Below are 22,657 nucleotides of genomic sequence, written 5' to 3' on the forward strand. Positions count from 1 at the left end.
ATTAAGCAGCTTGAGCGTGGGCACGTACCGCATCGGCCAGATGATGCGCTAAAGCCTCAACTTCTTGTTGCTGATCACCTTCCACCATGACACGAATCATAGGCTCTGTGCCCGATTTACGAATCAATAATCGACCACGCCCTTTCAATTGCTGTTCAGCCTTTTCGAACTCAGCGACCAAGGCTGGAATTGAATAGGGATCAATCATGTGCTGTAGGCGGACATTGACCAATATCTGAGGGAAGAGTACAAAACCATCAACCAATTCATGTAAAGCTTTACCCTGTTCAACCATCACAGTGAGCACTTGTAAAGCCGCAATAATTGCATCACCAGTAGTGCTCTTATCTAGGGTTAAGATATGCCCTGAAGGCTCAGCACCCGTTACCCAAGCATTTTCTTCCAGTGCTTGTAACACATAACGGTCACCCACATTGGCACGGACGAAGCCTACCCCTGCTTTTTGCAAAGCCAGTTCCAATGCCATATTGCTCATCACCGTCCCCACAACACCTTCTGGCTTATTTTGTGCCTGCGTTGCAAGGATATACAGGATATGGTCACCATCAATCAACTGACCATTTTTAGCCACCATCACCACACGATCCGCATCACCATCAAAGGCAATACCGAGGTCTGCATCATGCTCAAGCACAACCTTTCGTAACTGTTCTGGATGGGTTGAACCACAATTTTCATTAATATTTAAACCATCTGGTTCATTAAATAATGGAATAACTTTGGCACCTAACTCACGGAATACCGATGGTCCTACGCTATAGGCTGCACCATTGGCACAATCCACCACGATTTTTAAATTAGATAAGTCGAAATGGTAGGGGAAGGTCGATTTACAAAACTCAATATAACGGCCATTGGCATCTTTAACACGAACACTCTTCCCTAGGTGAGCCGTATCATCAATCACAATCTCTTTCTCAAGCTCTTGATTAATTTCGTCTTGTAAAGTATCTGGTAGTTTTTTGCCTTCACTAGAGAAAAATTTAATCCCATTATCAAAATAAGGGTTATGTGATGCTGAAATGACAATCCCTGCATGTGCATGTAACGCACGGGTTAAATGTGCAATCGCTGGGGTTGGCAAAGGGCCTAACAAATGTACATAGACGCCTGCTGCATTTAGGCCTGCCTGTAAAGCTGCTTCCAAAATATAGCCAGATAAACGCGTGTCTTTCCCTAGCACCACAATCGGTTTATTTTTAGGGCTATTTCTTTTTAATACTGTTCCTGCAGCAAAACCTAGTTTTAATGCGAATTCTGGCGTAATTGGCATTTGTCCAAATTTACCGCGAATTCCATCAGTACCAAAATAACTCATCTTTTACTCACTTTCTTATCTTTTATATGGTGTCTAACCATAATCTTTCCTCATCTTGTTCACTTTACACCAAAACGAAAAAACCGTCAGCGAACTGACGGTTTATCTGTCAACAAAATTACTAAAAGTTAACCAACACGGTAGTTTGGTGCTTCTTTGGTAATCGTAACGTCATGAACATGTGATTCCGACATTCCTGCTGAGGTAATTTTCACAAATTTTGCATTTTGACGAAGATCTTCAATCACAGATGAACCGGTATAACCCATTGATGAACGTAAGCCACCCATCATTTGATGGACGATATTGCCCATTGGTCCTTTGTATGGCACTCGGCCTTCGATGCCTTCTGGGACTAACTTTTCCGCACCCGCTTTAGCATCTTGGAAGTAACGGTCAGCAGAACCAGATACGCCTGCCATTGCACCCAATGAACCCATACCACGATAAGCTTTATAGTAACGACCTTGGAAGAACTCAACTTCACCTGGCGCTTCTTCAGTTCCTGCAAGCAGTGAACCGACCATAATCGTGCTCGCACCTGCACCAATCGCTTTCGCCATATCACCAGAAAAACGAATACCGCCATCTGCAATCAATGGGATTTGATCTTTCAGTGCATTGGCGACGCTATCAATCGCAGAGATCTGCGGCATACCGATACCTGCCACAATACGCGTGGTACAGATCGAACCTGGGCCAATCCCCACTTTAACCGCATCTGCACCTGCATCAAGCAATGCCAAAGCTGCATCACCTGTCGCAATGTTTCCACCAATCACTTGTACTTGCGGGAAGTTTTGTTTCACCCAGCGGACACGTTCGATCACACCAGCAGAGTGACCATGTGCAGTATCGACCACAATCGCATCAACACCTGCTTCCACCAAAGCTTCTACGCGGCTTGGTGTTTCAGCACCAGTACCCACTGCAGCACCAACACGTAAACGGCCCAAATCATCTTTGCAGCTGTTTGGGTAACTTTCAGCTTTACGGAAGTCAGTGACCGTAATTAAGCCTTTCAGCTCATGGTTTTCACCAACCACCAATACTTTTTCAATACGGTGTTTTTGCAATAATGCTTGGATATTTTCTTTCGACTCGCCTTCACGTACAGTCACGAGGCGATCCTGACCTGTCATGATATTACTTACAGGCTGCTCAAGATTCGTTTCAAAGCGTGTATCACGACCTGTCACGATTCCAACCACTTTGCCATCTTTTACAACTGGTACACCGCTAATATTATTCGCTTGGGTAATCGCAATTAGCTCACGAACTGTGGTTTCAGGGGTAACCGTAATTGGATCTTTCACCATACCCGCTTCGAATTTTTTCACACGACGGACTTCAGCGGCTTGTGCTGCGATATCCATGTTTTTGTGCAAAATACCAATACCACCATTTTGGGCCATCGCAATTGCCATGCGTGACTCAGTCACGGTATCCATTGCAGCAGAAACGAGAGGGATATTAAGTTGAATTCCGCGAGTTAAACGTGTCTTTAGGGAGACATCTTTTGGGAGAACAGTTGAGTAGGCAGGAAGTAATAAGACATCATCGAAGGTTAACGCTTCTTGAACGATGGTCAGCATAACAATCTCACTGGTAATTTCCGTGAGCTATTATAAACAAATTTCGATGTGATTTTCATTTTCTATGATGAAAATAATTTTAACTGCATGCTGATCTAGGTTCTACACCCTCACTTTTCGCTTCAAATCCTAAAAAACAACCTGCCTTTTGCGCATCATTATTTTTTATTTTCAATAGCCTAGTGCCCAAATATCGAAAGCATCGAGTGGAGCAGCGACTTGGCTGCCTCATGCCCCAATAAAACGTTACATTTCACTCATCACCACTTAACTCATCGCAGTAGGCAAACTAAAAACATATTCATTCATCAAGTCCACACCACATTCCAATGTTTCGATCCAATCTAAAAATTGATTGATCATGTCCTTCCCGACAAAAGCCGTACCATGCTGCGGTACAATCATCTCCACATCCATTTGTCGCACCATATTGACCCATAAACGAATCACCTTATTGGAACACATATAGCGCTGGTGGAAGCCTTTCATCTTTTTAATATGTGCTTCAAAATCAGTAATCGGCACACTGGCATCTTCGACGATCGAAGCCCCCATATCCCCCGAAAACAGAATTTTTGCGGTCGGATCATAAAACTGAAAGTTTCCTACCGAATGTAGGAAATGCGCAGGGACAGCCACAATACTGGATTCACCTAAAGCAATAATCTGTCCTGTATCTGACAATTCAATCAAGCGCTCTTCCCAATTGCCCTTCATGCGGTCACTCATAAAAGCTGAATTCAAATGGGGTAAAAAGCGCGCCCACAACTTGGATGCCACCACTTTGGCATCGGTATACACCAACCAGCGCGGCATTGAGGTAATGATGTCAGGATCTTGATGAGAGGCCATCACATAATCCAGATTTTTTAGTTTGGTGTAACGATTGAGTTCCATGGTTAAAGGCACATAGGTGAGATCACCACCTGGATCCAGAACAGCGGCACGCTCATGATCAATAATTAAAAATTGATTGGCCTGAATACCTTCCCCTTTCACCAAACTGGTAAAACTAATGCATTTATGTATACCATTATCAAATAATATTTGCGATGTTGTCCGTTCAAAACTCATAACTACCCCAGAAAAATTCTTTAAATATGAAATATTTTTAATTCCATAATAAAATAATGGGATTTAGTTGATGTTTCAATCAGATATTTGACTTTTATCCTAAATTGATAAGAAAAAACCCATCTCTTCTGGATGGGTCTTGATGGATTTGAGATTCAATCTGCTTAAAGGAAATAGTGTTGTACCAAAGCTGAAACACCAACGATCAAGAAAATTGCAGCCCCAATTTTATGAATCAATGAAATCGGTAATTTATCAGCTAATTTATCACCAATAAACACAGCAGGGGCATTGGCAAGCATCATACCGAACGTAGTGCCCAACATCACCCAAAACACACTGTCGAAACGTGCTGCTAAAGCGACGGTCGCAATCTGGGTTTTATCACCAATTTCAGCCAGGAAAAATAGAATAAAGGTGGCACCAAACACCCCAAATTTCTGCCATTTATTGATGTTTTCCGTTTCATCACCCAACTCATCTGGAATCAGCATCCAGATCGCCATCCCAATGAAACCAAGCGCCAAAATCCATAACAAAACTTCAGGACTGAGTACTGTAGTAATCCATTGCCCTAAAACAGCAGAAATACCATGGTTGATCGTGGTGGCCAGTAAGATAGCAATTAAAATCGGAATCGGTTTACGGAAACGTGCTGCAAGCAAGAGAGCAAGTAGTTGCGTTTTATCGCCCATTTCAGCGAGGGCAACAATTGAAGTCGAGATGAGAAATTCATACATGATTGAATGCTCTGGCTAGCAAAATATACCGATGACCTACCCCTCCTGCTAGCCAAAATCAAATAGATTGATGCAGAGTGGTAAATCAAAGGTCTTGCCAACAAAAGCACAGCTGAAAAGCTGTTCTTGGTTCTTTGCTATGATGACCATGTTCAGTTGAACAATTATGTTGATCATCACCTCTTTACTTTGCGTAAAGAGCGGCTACTCCCCAATGAAGTGAGTTCATTCTATCAAACAATAAAATCGTTTTGAATCTTTATGAGCAAAATTTTTGGTAACTCCAGAGCAACACGCGGGCGAGCCCCAAAAAGAAAGCCAAATAGGCACTTAAACCTAAAAAACCAAAACTGCCCCAGCCACTGGCACCTCCAATATGTTGCGCCTGATATTCCATCATCATCACGATGGTCGCCACAAAGACTTCTAAGCCCATAACAACATACATGACCCACTCCCAAGGGAAATGCAGAAAGCTCACCCATGCACCCATCAAGACAAAAACAATGAGCAATAGCGGCAACATCACCCGATAAATCACCAACATCCGTGCTCCTGCAATCAATGAAAATCTATTTTCCATCCAACATAACATAAATAAAGTCGTATATTTTCAGCCTAAAAATAGAAAACCCCGCGTATGCGAGGTTTTCTAGATTCAAATACGATTAGAGCAATAAGCTACGAATATCTTTTAATAACTTGGTTAGCTTATTGGTAAAACGCGCAGCATCCGCACCATTAATCACACGATGGTCATAAGACAAGGATAATGGCAACATCAGGCGTGGATCAAAGTCTTTGCCATTCCAAACCGGTTGCATGGTTGCAGGTGAAATACCTAAAATCGCGACTTGCGGCCAATTCACCAATGGCGTAAATGCGGTACCACCAATACTGCCTAAGCTGGTAATGGTAAAGTTGGCACCCTGTAAATCTTTCGGTGACAATTTACGATCACGCGCTTTCTGGCTGAGTTCCGCCAATTCAGCTGCAATTTGCTTAATTGATTTCTGGTCAGGATTACGCAGTACTGGAACCGTTAAACCATCTGGCGTTGCAACCGCAATCCCCATATGAATTTCGTTACGCAACAATACTGACTTCTGATCATCAGCCAAATGGCCAGCGAAATAAGGTTCTTCTTTCAACAAGTGAGCGACTGCTTTAGCGATAAAGGCCAAAATCGTTAAGCTAAGACCCTGCTTTTTAAAGCCATCTTTCAGTTCGCCACGCCATGCTTCGAGTTCGGTAATATCTGCTAAATCAAACTGTGTCACTTGTGGAATGAAATTGTTCAACAACAATTGCGGTACAGACACTTGCTGTAAACGCGTCATCGCTTTCACTTCACCGCCACCAAATGCATTAAAGTCTGGCAACTTCGGTAAGCCCGAAGCCACTGGCGCAGCTTGAGAGGTCGATGCAGGCTGTGGTGCAGTCAAACGCGTTTTCACATAGGCAAAAACATCGTCCTTCATCACGCGACCATGCTCACCAGAGGCTTTGACCTGTCCAAGAACTACACCTAACTCGCGTGCCAGTTTACGTACCGCTGGGCCAGCATAGACTTTGGCATTGTCTGCTTCTTGCTCTTTGGTCAGCTTCTCAGCTTGCGCTGGGGCACTCGGTGCTGCTGTCGGTACTACCTGTGGTTTTGCTGGTGCAGCAGGCGTCGCGGCTGGTTGAGCTTTTGGCACTGCTGCTGGTGCAGCAGCCTGACCACCACTCACCTCAATTGTTGCCAAAGCCATGCCTTGACGAACTTCTTGATTGGCAGAGACATGAATTGCTTTCACAATTCCTGCTACTGAGCTTGGCACTTCAACCGAAGCCTTATCTGACTCAACCACGCATAAGCTTTGTTGGGCTTCAACGCGATCACCAACATTCACCAGAATTTCTGAAACAAGTGCTTTTTCTACACCCAGGTCAGGTACTTCAATTTCAACATTACCTGTTGAGATATTCGTTGCAGCTGGTGCTTCTGTTGTTGCGACTGGCGCTTCTGTTTGAGCAGGTGCTGCTTGTGGTTCTGGTGCAGCAGCCGAACTCACAGTCTTGACCTGTATCAAGACCACGCCTTCCTTAATGCTGTCACCTTCTTTTATTTGGATCGCTTCCACAATCCCCGCAACCGAGCTTGGGACTTCTACCGTCGCTTTATCTGATTCAACCACAACAATACTTTGTTCAGGTTCAATCTGATCACCGACTTTGACCAACACTTCAGCAACTAACGCTTTTTCTACACCAATATCTGGAACTTTTACATCCACAATCTGGCTTGAAGTCGCTGCTGGAGCAGCAGCTGGTTGCGCTTTTGTTTCGGCTGCCACAGGTTTTGCTTCAGCTTTTGGCGCTTCCGCTTTCGGTGCTTCGTTGGCAGGTGATTCAGCAGCAGACTCAGACTCTAATTCAATCAATGCAACGCCTTCAGTGACTTCATCGCCCTGTTGAACCAGAATACTTTTCACGATACCGGCCGCAGTGCTTGGTACTTCTACCGTTGCCTTATCTGATTCTAAGACCAAAAGGCTATCATCAACCGCAACACGGTCGCCGACTTTGACCAAGATTTCTGCAACCAGTGCTTTATCTACGCCAATATCAGGTGCTTGGATTTGCATGATTATTTCCCCTCACCTGTTTGCGTTTCATTGTATTCAGCAACGGCCTGAACTTCTGGATGCGCTTGTGGCGCCCAAGCCACTGGACGGTCAGTATCTAACTCAAAGTTAGAAATTGCATCTTTCACTAAACGTGCATCAACTTCACCTTCGTCCGCTAGTTTTTTCAACGTCGCAACCACAATATGCGCAGCATCAACACCAAAGAAACTACGTAAGTTGGCACGTGTATCTGAACGACCGTAACCATCTGTACCTAATGCAACAAATGGACGACCATCTGGGAGATATGCACGGATCTGTTCACTATATGCACGCATATGGTCAGTCGCAGAAACGACAATACCTGCTGTACCACGCAACTGTTTAGATACCCAAGATTCTTTTACGTCTTCAGTCAGTGGGTGTAAGCGGTTGTATTCTTCACATGCCATACCATCACGTGACAACTCATTGAAGCTGGTGACACTCCAAACGTTTGAATGGATTTGGTATTCATCACGCAAGATTTTCGCAGCTTTAATCACTTCACGAAGAATGACACCTGAACCCAATAATTGCACAGAGGCTTTTTCGTCTTTTTCGAACAAGTACATACCACGTTTAATGCCTTCCTCAGCGCCTTCTGGCATTGCAGGATGCTCGTAGTTTTCATTCATTACGGTTAAGTAATAGAACACTCGCTCTTGGTTCACATACATTCGTTGTAAACCGTCGTGTACGATCACTGCCAATTCATAACCAAAACATGGATCATAAGATACACAGTTTGGAATGGTGTTCGCCAAGATATGTGAATGACCATCTTGGTGCTGTAAACCTTCACCGTTCAATGTGGTACGGCCAGCCGTTGCACCGAGCAAGAAACCTTGTGCCTGTGCATCACCCGCAGCCCATGCGATATCACCAATACGTTGGAAACCGAACATTGAGTAGTACATGTACATTGGAATCATCGGCAAGTTATTGGTTGAATAACTGGTTGCCAACGCAGCCCATGCACTCATTGCACCCGCTTCGTTAATTCCTTCTTGCAGCATGTGGCCGTCACTTGCTTCACGGTAATGCATTAACTGCTCTTGGTCTTCTGGGGTATATTTTTGACCATGAGCGGCATAAATACCGAGTTGACGGAACATCCCTTCTAAACCAAAGGTACGTGCTTCATCTGGAACGATCGGTACGACACGGTCTTTAATGGCTTTTTCTTTCAGTAAAGCAGCAATTAAACGAACCATCAGCATCGTGGTCGATTGTTCTTTACCACCAGAACCATTTAAAACAGCATCAAAGACTGATAATTCAGGAATCGCTAAAGTTTCACTCTCACGACGGCGTGCAGGTAGGTAACCCCCTAATGCTTCACGACGCGCCTTCATATACTTCATTTCTGGAGAGTTTTCACTTGGGCGGTAGAACGGGAGCTCTTCTAACTTATCATCTGTAAATGGCAGGTTAAAACGGTCACGTACATATTTCAAAGAGTCGATCTGCATTTTTTTGATTTGGTGAGTTTTGTTCACCGCTTCAATTTCTTCAGACAAACCATAACCTTTAACCGTTTTTGCAAGAATAACGGTGGGTTGACCTTTGGCTTTCATTGCTTCTGCATAGGCAGCAAAAACTTTGTACGGGTCATGACCACCACGGTTAAGATTATCAATGTCTTCATCGCTTAAATCTTTGACCAGTTCCGCAGCTTCAGGGTACTTGCCAAAGAATTTCTCACGAGTATATGCACCACCTTTTACTTGATAGCGCTGATACTCACCATCTACAGTTTCTTCCATGACTGCTTTTAAAGCACCAGAACTGTCTTGCGCAAGCAGTGGATCCCAATGACGACCCCACACCACTTTAATCACACGCCAGCCCGCACCACGGAATAACGATTCTAATTCTTGAATAATTTTACCGTTACCACGTACAGGACCATCGAGGCGCTGTAAGTTACAGTTCACCACCCAAATCAGGTTATCCAGCTTTTCACGGCCAGCCAATGAAATTGCACCTGTACTTTCTGGCTCATCCATCTCACCATCGCCCAGATAAGCCCAGACTTTACGATCTTCTTCTTTGATCAAGCCACGATTCATCAAATATTTTTGAATGTGTGCCTGATAGATCGACATGATTGGACCCAGACCCATGGATACGGTTGGGAATTGCCAATAGTCTGGCATTAAATAGGGATGTGGATAGCTTGGTAAACCATTACCGCCCACTTCACGGCGGAAATTACTTAACTGTTCTTCATTTAAACGCCCTTCAAGGAAAGAACGTGCATAGATACCCGGTGCACAGTGACCTTGGTAATAAATCATGTCGCCGCCGAAATTATCTGAGGCAGCGCGGAAGAAATGGTTAAAGCCCACATCGTACAAGGTCGCAGACGATGCGAAACTTGCAAGGTGACCACCGAGATCATCCCCAGTCTTGTTCGCACGTAATACCATCGCCAAAGCGTTCCAGCGAATCAAGGCACGGATACGGCGTTCCATATCCTGATCGCCAGGCATCGCCGGTTGTTCTGCAACTGAAATGGTATTGAGGTAAGGTGTATTTAAGCGCTGGATTGGCACATGTTTCGCAATTGCCCGTTGGTAAAGTTTTTCTAGTAAGAAAGCAGCGCGTTCCGTGCCCATGTGTTGTAATACAGAATCAAATGCTTCTTGCCATTCTTGGGTTTCTTGCGCGTCAGAGTCGCCATAAAACGCCATACAATTCACCTTTTCCCTTAAGTTATTTGTCGACCCTATTTTTATCATGTTTTGCTTTGCAAGGGGTATTGCCCTAGCTGAATGCAAAACGCCTTATTATTTTCTGACAAAATAGTCATTGACCGAAATGAAACAAAACACATAAAAAATCGCCAATAAAGGCGATTCTTTCTTCACATTGATATACAACTGTTAACAAATTACATTAAGGCAACATTGCTAAGTAAGTAGATGGATTTTTACGTTGACCATCTTTCACTACTTCAAAATGTAAATGCGGCCCGGTACAACGACCCGTACAACCGACATTGGCAATATGCTCACCTGCGCTGACGCGATCACCCGCGTTCACAATCAAACGAGATGCATGCGCATAACGAGTGATGTAACCATTGCCATGATCAATTTCAACATATTGACCATAACCTGTACCCCAACCTGATTTAGTCACCACACCAGGGCCAGTGGCATAAATTGGCGTGCCTGATGGCGCAGCGAGATCAACACCTGAATGATGACGCGTTGAACCGAGTAAGGTGCGATTTCCCCAAGAAGAACTCACACGTCCTTCTTGCAATGGATGACTGACCAACCAAGAGTAACCCGTATTGGCAGAGAATGAAGCTGCATTATCCTGAGATGAAATCGCTGAACGACCATATTTCTTTTCGATCGAGGCGTTATTCAATTCAATGGTTTTTTCACGTAATTTAATTGACACATTCGATACGGCTGGCAGATCCATATCAGCAGAATGAGTATAAGAACCTTGAGCTAAGGTTTTAGAGAGTTGCTCTAAACGGTCATCGCCTGTAGCCTGACCAATGTTCTGATAATCCGCGAAAGCAACCGAAGCAGCTGAAGCAGCCAATGAAAATGCGAGTAAAATACGACGCGTATGATGCATAAAAAACCTCTTGAAACCGTCCTTCAAACGTTCCTTTATCATCTCTTCCTTGATAACAGCTGAACCAAACGCTTAAGATGGACACATCACCTCCGAGGAAGTTCCATGTCTGAACCTAACAACGTTTTCCAACAGAAAGGACAACACATAAAAACTGGAAACTTAACGTTTCTGACGACGCAAGTCACACAATGGAAACAACTTACGAAAATTATTCAACCCTTACTGCCCCAACCAGAGCAATGGCAGGTTGTTTGTTATCAACATGGTGTTTTGATCATCACTGGTGAAAATCAAGCAATGATTAGTCAACTCAGCTATTTACAAAGCCACTATGTTGCGCAGTTAGCTCAGCTCGAAGGACTCAAGGAATTACGAAAAATCCAAGTTCGTTTAAGAAACAAGACAACTGCCTCTCGTGAACCCTCTCCCCCAACAAAAGCACTTACATCAGAGACCCAAGAGCTATTGCGCAGTGCCGCTGAATATGTGAGCGACCCTAAGCTTAGCCAAGCTTTGCTACGTTTGGCAAGCAATAAAAAGTAAACTGCATATATTAAGTGTTGGAATACACACTCTTTTTATGTGACAAAAATCTCATATTCAATTGTTATAATATAACATAGACAATAAAAGACAATGACTTATGTCACACTTACATAAGGAATTGGACAATCACTCTCGTTATTAAATGTTACAATTTCATAGCTGCTTGGATCGTTTTGAACATTGCGCAGTAACTGATTGTTTAATGCATGACCCGACTTATAGCCATCAAACTTGGCAATAATTTGATGCCCAAGCAAATATAAGTCACCGACTGCATCTAGAATTTTGTGACGAACAAACTCATCGGCAAAGCGCAAACCTTCCTCATTCACCACCCCGGTATCATCGACACCAATGGCGTTTTCCAAGCTTGCACCCAGCGCCAGATTATTGGCTTTTAGATAATCCAAATCTTTCATAAAACCAAAAGTTCTCGCCTCACTCACTTCATAGACAAAAGTTTCAGTCGAGAAATCAATCGTAGCGGACTGATATTCTTTGGCAAAGGCAGGATGGTCAAAGTCAATGGTGAAATTCAGTTGAAAACCCGAATGCGGAGAAAAAATGGCTTTTTTATCGTCAATTAAAGCCTCAACTGGCTTTAAAATACGAATGAACTTCTTTGGCGCATCTTGCTCCGCCAATTCACCCTGCATCAGCAAATAAATAAAAGGGCCTGCACTGCCATCCATAATCGGAACTTCAGAAGCGGAGACCTCTACAATCAGATTATCAATCCCCAAGCCTGCAATGGCACTCATCACATGTTCAATGGTACCGACTTTGATATCTTCACGAACCAGATTCGAGCACATAAAGGCTTCTTGAATGAGTAAAGCATTCGCAGGAATCTCTACAGGGGGATTTAAGTCGATACGGCGAAAGACAATACCTCCATCAATATGGTGTGGAACAAAATTAATCAGCACCTTTTGACCACTATGCAGACCAATCCCGCTCGCTTTCACCACACGCTTGAGAGTACGTTGTTTCAACATGCCATACCAACTTCATTTGCAAAAACCGATATAACTTAGCATATTTTGCCATTTTAAAAAAATAAAAAAGGGGGTAATTACTTACCCCCTTTCGCTAAATATATGATTTTATTATTTACGCTGTTGATTTTTCAGATAGTCTTGAATGCTCATTGGCGATGAACGTGGTGTAGAACTTGCCGCAGCAGTTGCCGGTGCATCTGCATTTGCACGTTTACTGATCGCTGGAACATCATCTTCATCAACCGACTGATGCGCTGCTTGAGCAGAAGGTGTATGGGAAACCGTAGCACGTCTTTTCTGATCAACTTCACTAGCATTACGGGTTAAACCTGTTGCAATCACAGTGACACGCAACTCATCACGCGCGTCTGGATCAAATACCGTACCGTAGAAGATTTCGCCTTCATCCAAATCAACGATCTGGTTGACGACATCAGTAATAATTTCTGTTTCACGCAGGGTAATATCATCACCACCCGTGATATTAATCAATACGCCTTTTGCATTGATAATATTCACATTATCAAGCAATGGGCTACGGATTGCCTGCTCAGCAGCTTGGCGAGCACGATCTTCACCACGGCCCAAACCAGCACCCATCATGGCATAACCACGGGTACTCATGGCGGTTTTCAAGTCAGCAAAGTCAAGGTTAATATGACCACGATTGACCACCAAGTCAAAGATACTGCGAACAGCATTCAGCAATACATCATCTGCCTTTTTATAGGCATCTTTCATTGAAATATCACCATAAACGCTGAGTAAACGCTGGTTTGGTATGATAATTAATGAATCAACGTGTGCTTCTAAAGCATCAATGCCTTTTTCAGCAGACTTCTGGCGACGACGACCTTCAAAGTTGAATGGTGTAGTCACTACACCCACCGTCAAGATGCCCATTTCTTTGGCAACTTCAGCAACCACAGGTGCTGCACCGGTACCTGTACCGCCGCCCATACCTGCGGTTACGAAGACCATGTCAGTCCCTTCAAGGTGCTGACGAATCACTTCACGGCTTTCTTCCGCTGCGATTTGACCCACCTCTGGATTTGCACCCGCACCTAAACCACGCGTACTTTGTTCACCCAATTGAATTTTGAATGGGGCATTCATACTATCCAGTGCTTGTTTATCTGTATTTGCACAAACAAACTTTACACCTTGAATATCTGATTGCGCCATGTGTTGCACGGCATTACCACCGCCACCACCAACACCAAATACTGTGAAACGGGCTTGACCGTTGCCATTGTCTAGTTCATCTTCTATAAATTCAAATGAGGCCATGACCTTTAGATTTCCTAATATTAATGGCAGTTACTTCAGCCCGTTACTGCCCTGATTTTTAAACAACTGATGTTTAGGATGCTGTTCAATAATCGCTAGCTTGTCAAGTACAGTGGCAGATTTCGAACAACTTCCTAACAAATTTTCCCAAAAATAACTACAACTTAAAAGATGGCCTTTAACTTGCTATTTAATGCATTCCAACCATTGGCAACACGATCAACAAAACTACGATCGCTTGCCTCTTCTGGTTCTTCTACCGTATCTTGCAAATCACTCTGACTAAACATCAACAAACCCGCTGCAGTTGCATACATCGAACGACGCAATGCTGGTAAATGTTGATCATCTGCATAGACTTGTAACGGTGGATTACCCAAATGTGCAGACACACCCAACATACGACGTGCCAAATTCACCATGCCTTCAATCTGACAGGCATCACCGGTCAGTACCACACCATGATAAAGCCCATGAATTGCACCGCTATGTTCCAACTCTTCACGAATTAGACCAAATATTTCTTCATAGCGCGCAATGATAATTTCTGCAAGCTCAATACGACTGATGGTTTGTGTACCATCAATCCCTTGTACCTGAATCATGTGATCGGGTTTGACCACACTCATATCCACGCAGCCATGTAAAATCTTGATGCGTTCAGCTTCTTCAGTGGTGGTCTGTAAAACAGCGGCAATATCACGAGTAACATTCTCACCACCACGCGGAAGCGTACGAGCCAAAGCCAAACGGCCATCCAGATACACGGCAATATTGGTGATACCTGCACCAATATCGACCAAGCAAACCCCATACTCTTTTTCGTCTTTCAGCAGGCTGGCTTCTGCCGTTGCCAAGCAAGACACCACCATTTTCTCTACCCCGATATTGGCCCCCTTCATGGCGCGATCAAGGTTTTGCATGGTGCTGATTGGCATCATCATTAGCTGATAATGCCCCGTCATGCTATGCGCCGACATATTGACTGGGTTTTGCACCCATTCAGCCGAATCGCCTAACTCAAATCCCAACGGTACAGCACTGGCCAAATAATAATCTGGCGAGACATGGCTGGCTTTAGCCAATTCTAAAGCTCTGACCACTTCATTGGTGCTAATAATATGATCGTGGTTGGCAACTGGCGTACGGCCTGAAGCATAAAAACTTTGTAATTCAGTACTTGGAATCGACACCCAAGCGCTATGAATACGGCATTCAGCCATATCCTCCGCTTCGGATACCGCATTTTTAATGGCCGCAATCACTTTGTCTAAGCTAACAATCTTGCCCTTAACCATACCTCGGTTGCGAGCAGTTGCCATGCCAATGACTTGGATCTTATCCGGTGCATGGACCTTACCAATCAAAACTGTGACTTTATGAGTCCCAATATCAATCGCAACAACTGAGGGAACAGTTTCACTCATTACTTCAATACCATATCTTTAGTGTTGTTTAGGACCACTGCCCTTTATTTTAAGCCACGTATTATGGCTTTGCCTGAATTGCCCCTGCAAGGCTTGTGTCATCAATCGTTACAACTAACTGACCGTTGACAATCTTTGGCGGAGCCGCGTTTTTCCACTGAATGGCAAGACCATTCCGATAACGCAGATCAATTGCCGTGATTTTTGACCATACAGGTTTTAAATCCGTTTGTGCCAAATGGCTTAAGCGCTGCAGCTTGTTCATGGTTTGATCCTGATCCACAATAATCCGCAGACCTGAATCAAACTGCATAAACCAGGTCATACGCTCGGTTAAATACAATTCTTTTAATCTCAAATTCGCTGGATGAAACAATTGATTAATTTCATTATAGCGACGCATCATCATTTTGGATTGGCTGGCTGGCCCATGTAAAAGTGGCAAATTTGGATGTGCTGTTGGCACCGCCTCACTAAATACATCACCATTGTCACTGAGCAAACGCCCTGTTCCCCAACGTGCAATCGCATGGCGCGGCATCACCCTCACCCGAATTGCATTTGGCCATGCTCGTGACACCACCACACGATCAACCCATGACACTTTTAAGGCTTGATCGCGAATTTGTTCTAAATCTGAAGTGAAGTAGTTATCTTTAATAATTGGATTTAGATACTGAACCAGTTGCTGATTCTCGACATCAGAATTGGTCCCAACCACTTGCAACTGAGCTGCGCGAGCATCAGTCATAACTTTATATAAGCCAAACAGCCCCAGTGCCAGTACTGCAAAAGCAATGACCAGTAGCACCCAACCCCCCGCATTCACCATCTTTTGTCGAGGCGAAGGCGGCTTCTCGTGAATCGAGCTAATGGCTGGCCGTGTTTTACGGCGCATCGAGGCAGGTAGTTGAGCCATAATATAGTTAAGCCGACTTTGCTAAGGTTTGCTCTAAAATCGCAACACAGAGCTGATCAAAGTTATAGCCCACTGCTTGCGCCGCTTTTGGCACCAACGAGTGACTGGTCATACCTGGAACTGTATTTACCTCTAATAACCAGAAGTTACCTTGCTCATCCTGCATCGCATCAATACGACCCCAGCCTTCTGCACCGACCGCTTGGAAAGCGCGTAAGCAAAGTGCCTGTAAGCTTTTTTCTTCTGCTTCGCTCAGACCGCAAGGAATGCCATATTCCACATCATTGCGTTGATATTTGGCTTCATAGTCATAGAACGCAACATCTGCGGGTGGTTGCAAACGAATCACGGGTAAAGGCTGACCATTCAGGAATGAAATGGTGAATTCACGACCTGTGATCCATTTTTCTGCCATCACCACCGCATCGTGCTGAGTGGCTTTTTCAATCGCAGCAGCAAAATCTTCAGCTTTTTCAACTTTACTCATGCCAACGCTTGAACCTTCATGCACCGGCTTGATAATCACTGGCAAGCCCAATTCTGCAATCACAGGTTCAAGATCCGTGTCTTTGGTAATGATACGGTAAGGTCCCGTTGGCAGATCACTGCCCTGCCAGATTTGCTTGGTTTTGACTTTGTCCATGCCAATCGCAGAACCTTGTACACCCGTACCGGTATATGGCAGGTTTAACCATTCCAATACGCCTTGAATCTGGCCATCTTCACCACCACGACCATGCAATACGATAAAAGCACGATCATAGCCCACCAGTTCAGTCACACTACGATCTTGTGGGTCAAATGCTTCTGCCTGTACGCCCGAACGCAATAACGCCTCTAAAACGGCTTGACCACTGTCCAACGACACAGCACGCTCAGCCGACTTCCCACCAAACAACACAGCAACTTTGCCGAATTTTGCAGCATTTGACACGTTTATATCCTTAAAACTTTTAATATTCACAAAACAAAATTATTTGGCATACAAGCGATGCTGAGCCAATTCTACCGAAATTGCACCGACGTTACCCGCGCCTTGTGTTAATAACAGGTCATTTGCTTGTAACACTTTTTGTAAAACGTTCGGTAAATTGCCTTCGACTGGATCGAGCAGAATCGGCTCAACCTCACCACGTAGACGAATACTGCGTGCTAATGCACGACTGTCAGCGCCTACTATCGGCTTTTCGCCCGCTGGATAAACCTCAAGCAATAATAATTGATCCACTTGCGATAACACATCGACAAAGTCATCAAAACAGTCACGAGTACGGCTAAAACGGTGCGGTTGGAACAACATCACCAAACGGCGATCTGGATGGCTGGCACGTGCCGCTTTAATAGTAGCTTCAACTTCTTTTGGATGGTGACCGTAGTCATCCACCAACTTCACCAAGCCTTCGCCCACTTCAAATTCACCCTGAACTTGGAAGCGACGACCCACACCACTAAAACCTTCTAAGGCACGGCAAATCGCACCATCAGAAACACCTTCATCAGTTGCCACACCAATCGCAGCCAATGCATTCAAGACATTATGCAAGCCCGGTTGATTGATGGTGACACGCAATGGCTCACGGTCTTTACGCAATACGGTAAAGTGCGACTGCATGCCTTCTTGTTCAACATCAACCGCACGAATATCGTTGTCTTCATCAAAACCATAGGTCAAAACTGGACGACCAACACGCGGTAAAATCTCGCGAATATTGGCGTCATCACCACAAACCACAGCCAAACCATAGAATGGCAGGTTATGTAAGAATTGAATAAAGGTATCTTTTAACTTATCGAAGCTGCCTTCATAAGTGTCCATATGATCTGCATCGATATTGGTTACAATCGCAGCCATTGGTTGCAAATACAAGAAAGAGGCATCTGACTCATCGGCTTCTGCGACGATAAAACGGCTTTCACCGAGTGCAGCATTTACACCCGTACTATTCAGCAAACCACCAATCACATAGGTCGGATCAAGGTTTTCTTCTGCCAGCATGGTGGTCAACAAACTGGTGGTGGTGGTTTTGCCGTGTGTGCCTGCAACCGCAATCCCATGGCGGTAACGCATCAATTCACCCAGCATTTCCGCACGGCGTACAATCGGAGTCCGCTGTTCAATCGCTGCTTTAATCTCTGGATTTTCTGGATCAATTGCTGTCGACACCACCAACACATTGGCATTTTTAATATTGTCAGCCGAGTGACCAATAAATACTTTAATCCCATTGGCTTCGAGTTGAGCCGTGGTTTTCGATGCTTTAATGTCTGAGCCTGAAATTTTATAACCTTGGTTACTCAATACTTCGGCAATACCGCACATCCCCGCACCGCCAATACCAACAAAGTGGATATTTTTAATACGGCGCATTTCTGGCACTTTAATCAGCTTTTTGGCTTGGCTTGGATTTGTAGGAGACATAGATAAACTCGAATTACAATTTTTTAATCAGATCAACCACATGCTGTGTTGCATTCGGTTGTGCTTGTTGACGTGCTTTAACTGCCATTTCAGACAGGAGTTGGCGATTTAATAAGGTTGCTAACAACTCATCCAAAACAGCAGGTGTCATATCTGCTTGCTGGCAAATCTTGGCAGCACCGGCATTGGCCAAGAATTTTGCATTTGCGGTTTGGTGGTCATCTACCGCAATCGGTAAAGGAACAAAGATCGCAGCCAAACCTGCGGTTGCCACTTCCGTTACCGTTAAAGCACCGGCACGGCAAATAATCAAATCAGCTTCACTATAGGCCTTGGCCATATCCTGAATAAAAGGTTCAACCTGAATATTCAAACTGGCAGGGGCATCTTGATACAGGGCACGTGTGGCATCTTGCTTGTTTTGGCCACATTGATGGAACACCTTCAGCGGCACAGTGGCCTTTTTCAAGGCCTCAGGCAAACGCTCATTCAGTGCCTGTGCACCCAGTGACCCCCCCACAATCAGAATATTCAGTGGCAGTTGTTCTTGTTCACGGGTTTGATAGCGCCAAGAAGGATTTAAAATCGCAGTGATTTCCGCACGTACTGGATTGCCAGTGGTCACGACTTTATCACTGTTTGCAAAGGTATTTGGAAATGCCTGACATACGGTCTTGGCAATACGCGCCAATTGGGTATTGGTAAACCCTGCAATGGCATTTTGCTCATGAATCACGACAGGAATACCGAGTAAACGTGCAGCCAAACCACCCGGCCCTGCCACATAACCACCGAAACCAGCCACAGCATCGATCTTGAGCTGTTTCATATAGCGCATAGCGCTTAAAGTCGCTTTTAAAATTTTAAACGGTGCACTGATTTTACGTAACAGGCCATTACCGCGTACACCTTGAATATCAATCTGATAAATCGGAATATTTTGATCTTTGAGTAACCGATTTTCCATTCCTGTCGGAGTTGCCAGCCAAGAGACCTGGCAGCCCTCTTGTTGCAGTTGTTTGGCAACAGCAAGTGCAGGAAAAACATGTCCACCTGTACCAGCGGCCATCATCATGACATGTTTAGGTTTGTTTTGTGGGGAATTGGTCACAGTCTAATTCTTCAACTCAAAAAAAGAAGGTTATCGTCTATTGTTTTCGGAAGTTATTTTAATCCTAAAGCTTCATTCACGAAAAGCGAATTTCACCTGTTTACAACAGAAAGCTGTGCTTTTTTCGATTCTTTGTTAAAAACAAGGTTCTGCCGATATAGAAAAGCCCGTTTAACTGCCAATTACACTGACATTCAAACGGGCAATTCGGTCAAAAATGCAACTTTTTAGTTTTTACGACCAGCTTCTAAAACATCGAAAAGATCATCGGCAATGGACGTCCCAAACTGTGCATCAATCTCACGGATACAGGTTGGACTAGTGACGTTAATTTCAGTCACATAATTACCAATCACATCCAAACCCACAAAGACCAGCCCTTTTTCACGCAGGAATGGACCAACTTTTGCGGCAATCAACTTATCATTTTCAGTCAGTGGACGCGCTTGACCCAGACCACCAGCGGCCAAGTTCCCCCGCACTTCACCATTTTGCGGAATACGCGCCAAGCAATATGGAATCGGTTCACCATTGACCATCAAGATACGTTTATCACCTTCGACAATTTCAGGGATATAGCGTTGCGCCATGATTGGACGTGTGCCCATTTCCGTAAGCATTTCCAACGTCGAACCAATGTTCACGCCATCTTGGTATAGGCGGAAAATCCCCATGCCGCCCATGCCATCCAAAGGCTTCACAATGACATCGCCATGTTCTTTGATGAACTCACGAATCAGACTTTGTTGTGAGGTCACCAAGGTTGGTACTTGTAGTTCTGGGAACTGCGTGGCAAATAACTTTTCATTACAGTCACGTAGCGATTGTGGTTTGTTGATAATCCACACCCCTTCACGCTCGGCCTGTTCCAGAATATAAGTGGTATAGACAAAGTTCATGTCGAACGGTGGGTCTTTACGCATCAACACCACATCGTAATCTGCCAATGATTCTTTGCGCTGCTCGCCTAGCTCATAGTAATGGCTATAATCTTCAAAGACTTTTAAAGGTGAGATTAGGCCAAAGGCTTTGCCTTGATCGATATATAAATCGTGCTGTAATGCATAACCCAATTCATGTCCGCGACGGCTGGCCGCCCATAACATTGCCATGGTTGAATCTTTTTTGAGATTCACAGTTTCAATCGGGTCCATCACCACCAGTACACGCATATTCTGACGCTCGTATTTTTAATCTTGGCAAAAAGTATAGCGAAGTTTGCAGTCAATCGTGAAACAAGTTGTATAAATCTTAAAGATTAAAAAATCTATTTTGTTCAATTAATTACAACATATTAAAAATATTCAGCTTTATGATTTAATTTGTTTCGGAAGAGGAAATCACCAGTGGATGCATCGTAGACCAGTCATTTCCATCTTCCTCATTTTCTGGCCTATTTATCGCAAGAGCTTTTGAATATCTTTGGCAATTTTTTCAGGTTTGGTGATTGGGGCGTAGCGTTTAACCACTTCACCTTTTTGATTGATCAGAAATTTAGTGAAGTTCCATTTAATACTGCTGCCTAATAAACCTTTGGCTTCAGAAGTGAGGTATTGATATAAGGGATGTGCGGTTGGGCCATTCACATCCACCTTGGCAAACATCGGGAAAGATACGCCATAGTTGCGCTGACAAAAGCTGCCGATTTCTTCATTGCTGGATGGATCTTGATTGGCAAATTGGTTACATGGAAAACCCAGGATCACCAGCCCTTGTTGTTGATAGTCCTGATATAGCTTTTCCAAGCCTTCAAATTGTGGTGTTAGACCGCACTGGCTTGCGGTATTCACCACCAATAAAACTTTGCCTTGGTAATCTGCAAGGTTCTTTTGTTCGCCTTCTAACAGTTCAGCCTGAAAATCATAAATCTTGCTCATAGGTGTTCTCTCATCTATCCAATATGGAATTGCTCATAATAATTTGCTGAATCATTCAGCTTGCTTATTTAATATTGCACACAATTATCTTGCGTGCAAGTTTATTATGCGCAATGTACTTTTAAAGCAATCCAATTTATACTGAATGTTCAACAACCGAGTCGAGGAAAATACATCATGGCTGACGTTTCATTTTTGGATAACCAAGTGTGTTTTGCCATGTATTCCGCGACCAATGCGATGATTCGCCAGTATCGCCCTTTACTGCAGGAATATGATCTGACCTATCCGCAATTTATTGTATTGCTGGCTTTGTATGAGCAGGACAATGTGATGTTGTCTGAGATTGGGCAAAAGACTTTTTTTGATTCAGGAACGTTGACACCGATTATTAAAAAACTTGAAGAAAAGCAGTTTTTAAAGCGTGTTGCGGTCAAAGAAGATGAGCGGATGAAAAAAGTTGTGTTGCTAGAAAAAGCACTAATCTCAAAAGATGAAATTACCCTGATTCCGTTTAAGCTCGCCTGCTCATTGGGTATGGACCCGAATGATTTAGTGGCGATTCATAACTTATGCCATCGTTTTTTAAAGGGTTTAGAGCACTCTAAACTCGAGAGTCTAGAAAATTAAATGCAGCAAGCGATTGTGGGTTTTCATCTCGATGAGGAAGGACATTGGGTTGCTGATCTCGCCTGTGGGCATGGGCAACATGTGCGCCATGATCCACCGTGGCAGAATCGCCCTTGGGTGTTAACCGAACAAGGGCGGAATGAGAAACTAGGTGTGATGTTGGAATGTAGGAAGTGTGAGGAGGTATGATTCGGATAAGAGATTTTATGTTAAATGATATTCAAAAGTATATGTTGGGAAAAATTTTAGAATTCCCTTTTTGTGTAGATATAGCTAACCAAGTTTTTTATGACACATAGATATTATTTATAAATTTAATTATATCAATATCTTATAATTTAAAATATGTAATCTAAAAGTTGATTTAGCTATAACACAGTTATACATGGCTCTGAAGCTCAATATTAGGAGGATAGGTAGCAAGTTTAA

General features: G+C 43.9%; 20 protein-coding genes and 1 riboswitch. Of the genes, 3 read left to right on the plus strand and 17 right to left on the minus strand.

Translation table 11 applies throughout. The features are described from left to right. Position 1 precedes the first annotated feature (1 nt). The 8 genes from glmM to Aba26S_RS03455 all read right to left on the minus strand — a co-directional run bounded on the left by glmM (position 2) and on the right by Aba26S_RS03455 (position 11,005). A complete protein-coding gene (glmM, locus tag Aba26S_RS03420) occupies positions 2–1,339 on the minus strand; it encodes a phosphoglucosamine mutase (protein ID WP_016651337.1) in 1,338 nt (445 codons plus the stop codon). Between the two features lie 128 nt (positions 1,340–1,467). Beyond that, positions 1,468–2,934, minus strand: coding sequence for an IMP dehydrogenase (gene guaB, locus Aba26S_RS03425; RefSeq protein ID WP_016651336.1), 1,467 nt, complete (start codon positions 2,932–2,934; stop codon positions 1,468–1,470). Between the two features lie 267 nt (positions 2,935–3,201). Then, positions 3,202–4,008 carry an MBL fold metallo-hydrolase gene (locus Aba26S_RS03430; RefSeq protein ID WP_016651335.1) on the minus strand — a complete coding sequence of 269 codons (807 nt, stop codon included), beginning with the start codon at positions 4,006–4,008 and terminating at the stop codon, positions 3,202–3,204. Between the two features lie 164 nt (positions 4,009–4,172). Then, complete coding sequence (locus Aba26S_RS03435) at positions 4,173–4,748, minus strand: TMEM165/GDT1 family protein (protein WP_005238156.1); 576 nt, start codon at positions 4,746–4,748, stop codon at positions 4,173–4,175. A gap of 84 nt (positions 4,749–4,832) precedes the next feature. Beyond that, positions 4,833–4,973, minus strand: a riboswitch (yybP-ykoY riboswitch). A 34-nt stretch (positions 4,974–5,007) separates the two neighbouring features. Beyond that, on the minus strand, positions 5,008–5,295 hold the full coding sequence (locus tag Aba26S_RS03440; RefSeq protein ID WP_005238154.1) for a hypothetical protein: 288 nt from the start codon (positions 5,293–5,295) through the stop codon (positions 5,008–5,010). Positions 5,296–5,416: 121 nt separating this feature from the next. Beyond that, complete coding sequence (locus Aba26S_RS03445; protein WP_016651334.1) at positions 5,417–7,378, minus strand: 2-oxo acid dehydrogenase subunit E2; 1,962 nt, start codon at positions 7,376–7,378, stop codon at positions 5,417–5,419. A gap of 2 nt (positions 7,379–7,380) precedes the next feature. Further along, on the minus strand, positions 7,381–10,098 hold the full coding sequence (gene aceE, locus Aba26S_RS03450; RefSeq protein WP_016651333.1) for a pyruvate dehydrogenase (acetyl-transferring), homodimeric type: 2,718 nt from the start codon (positions 10,096–10,098) through the stop codon (positions 7,381–7,383). Positions 10,099–10,303: 205 nt separating this feature from the next. Continuing rightward, entirely contained in the window at positions 10,304–11,005 is a 702-nt protein-coding gene (locus Aba26S_RS03455; RefSeq protein ID WP_016651332.1) for a M23 family metallopeptidase, read from the minus strand. 105 nt (positions 11,006–11,110) lie between these two features. On the opposite strand from Aba26S_RS03455, the gene Aba26S_RS03460 reads away from it, so the two are divergent. Next, the gene (locus Aba26S_RS03460; protein ID WP_005275544.1) at positions 11,111–11,551 is read left to right on the plus strand and encodes a hypothetical protein; all 441 of its coding nucleotides are present in this window, start codon (positions 11,111–11,113) and stop codon (positions 11,549–11,551) included. A gap of 98 nt (positions 11,552–11,649) precedes the next feature. Here the strand turns inward: Aba26S_RS03460 and lpxC are convergent, their stop codons facing one another. The 9 genes from lpxC to Aba26S_RS03505 form a co-directional block, all read right to left on the minus strand. Further along, positions 11,650–12,552 carry a UDP-3-O-acyl-N-acetylglucosamine deacetylase gene (lpxC, locus tag Aba26S_RS03465; protein ID WP_005275543.1) on the minus strand — a complete coding sequence of 301 codons (903 nt, stop codon included), beginning with the start codon at positions 12,550–12,552 and terminating at the stop codon, positions 11,650–11,652. A 111-nt stretch (positions 12,553–12,663) separates the two neighbouring features. Continuing rightward, positions 12,664–13,845, minus strand: coding sequence for a cell division protein FtsZ (gene ftsZ, locus Aba26S_RS03470; protein ID WP_016651331.1), 1,182 nt, complete (start codon positions 13,843–13,845; stop codon positions 12,664–12,666). Between the two features lie 164 nt (positions 13,846–14,009). Continuing rightward, positions 14,010–15,272 carry a cell division protein FtsA gene (gene ftsA / locus Aba26S_RS03475; protein ID WP_005275541.1) on the minus strand — a complete coding sequence of 421 codons (1,263 nt, stop codon included), beginning with the start codon at positions 15,270–15,272 and terminating at the stop codon, positions 14,010–14,012. Positions 15,273–15,333: 61 nt separating this feature from the next. Then, a complete protein-coding gene (locus Aba26S_RS03480; protein ID WP_005238130.1) occupies positions 15,334–16,191 on the minus strand; it encodes a cell division protein FtsQ/DivIB in 858 nt (285 codons plus the stop codon). Between the two features lie 7 nt (positions 16,192–16,198). Further along, positions 16,199–17,125: a D-alanine--D-alanine ligase gene (locus Aba26S_RS03485; protein WP_016651330.1), complete on the minus strand. Its 927-nt coding sequence runs from the start codon at positions 17,123–17,125 to the stop codon at positions 16,199–16,201. Positions 17,126–17,164: 39 nt separating this feature from the next. Continuing rightward, positions 17,165–18,610: a UDP-N-acetylmuramate--L-alanine ligase gene (gene murC, locus Aba26S_RS03490; protein WP_016651329.1), complete on the minus strand. Its 1,446-nt coding sequence runs from the start codon at positions 18,608–18,610 to the stop codon at positions 17,165–17,167. A gap of 13 nt (positions 18,611–18,623) precedes the next feature. Further along, positions 18,624–19,721 carry an undecaprenyldiphospho-muramoylpentapeptide beta-N-acetylglucosaminyltransferase gene (gene murG / locus Aba26S_RS03495; RefSeq protein ID WP_081402430.1) on the minus strand — a complete coding sequence of 366 codons (1,098 nt, stop codon included), beginning with the start codon at positions 19,719–19,721 and terminating at the stop codon, positions 18,624–18,626. A gap of 227 nt (positions 19,722–19,948) precedes the next feature. After that, the gene (gene gshB, locus Aba26S_RS03500) at positions 19,949–20,893 is read right to left on the minus strand and encodes a glutathione synthase (protein ID WP_016651327.1); all 945 of its coding nucleotides are present in this window, start codon (positions 20,891–20,893) and stop codon (positions 19,949–19,951) included. A 225-nt stretch (positions 20,894–21,118) separates the two neighbouring features. Next, positions 21,119–21,598, minus strand: coding sequence for a glutathione peroxidase (locus tag Aba26S_RS03505; protein WP_004657140.1), 480 nt, complete (start codon positions 21,596–21,598; stop codon positions 21,119–21,121). Positions 21,599–21,775: 177 nt separating this feature from the next. On the opposite strand from Aba26S_RS03505, the gene Aba26S_RS03510 reads away from it, so the two are divergent. Beyond that, complete coding sequence (locus Aba26S_RS03510; RefSeq protein WP_016651326.1) at positions 21,776–22,228, plus strand: MarR family winged helix-turn-helix transcriptional regulator; 453 nt, start codon at positions 21,776–21,778, stop codon at positions 22,226–22,228. After that, positions 22,229–22,417, plus strand: coding sequence for a DUF3565 domain-containing protein (locus Aba26S_RS03515; protein WP_016651325.1), 189 nt, complete (start codon positions 22,229–22,231; stop codon positions 22,415–22,417). The last annotated feature ends 240 nt before the right edge of the window (positions 22,418–22,657 follow it).

This window comes from Acinetobacter sp. NBRC 110496 (assembly GCF_000876115.1).
In the GTDB taxonomy this organism is placed as follows: Bacteria; Pseudomonadota; Gammaproteobacteria; order Pseudomonadales; family Moraxellaceae; genus Acinetobacter.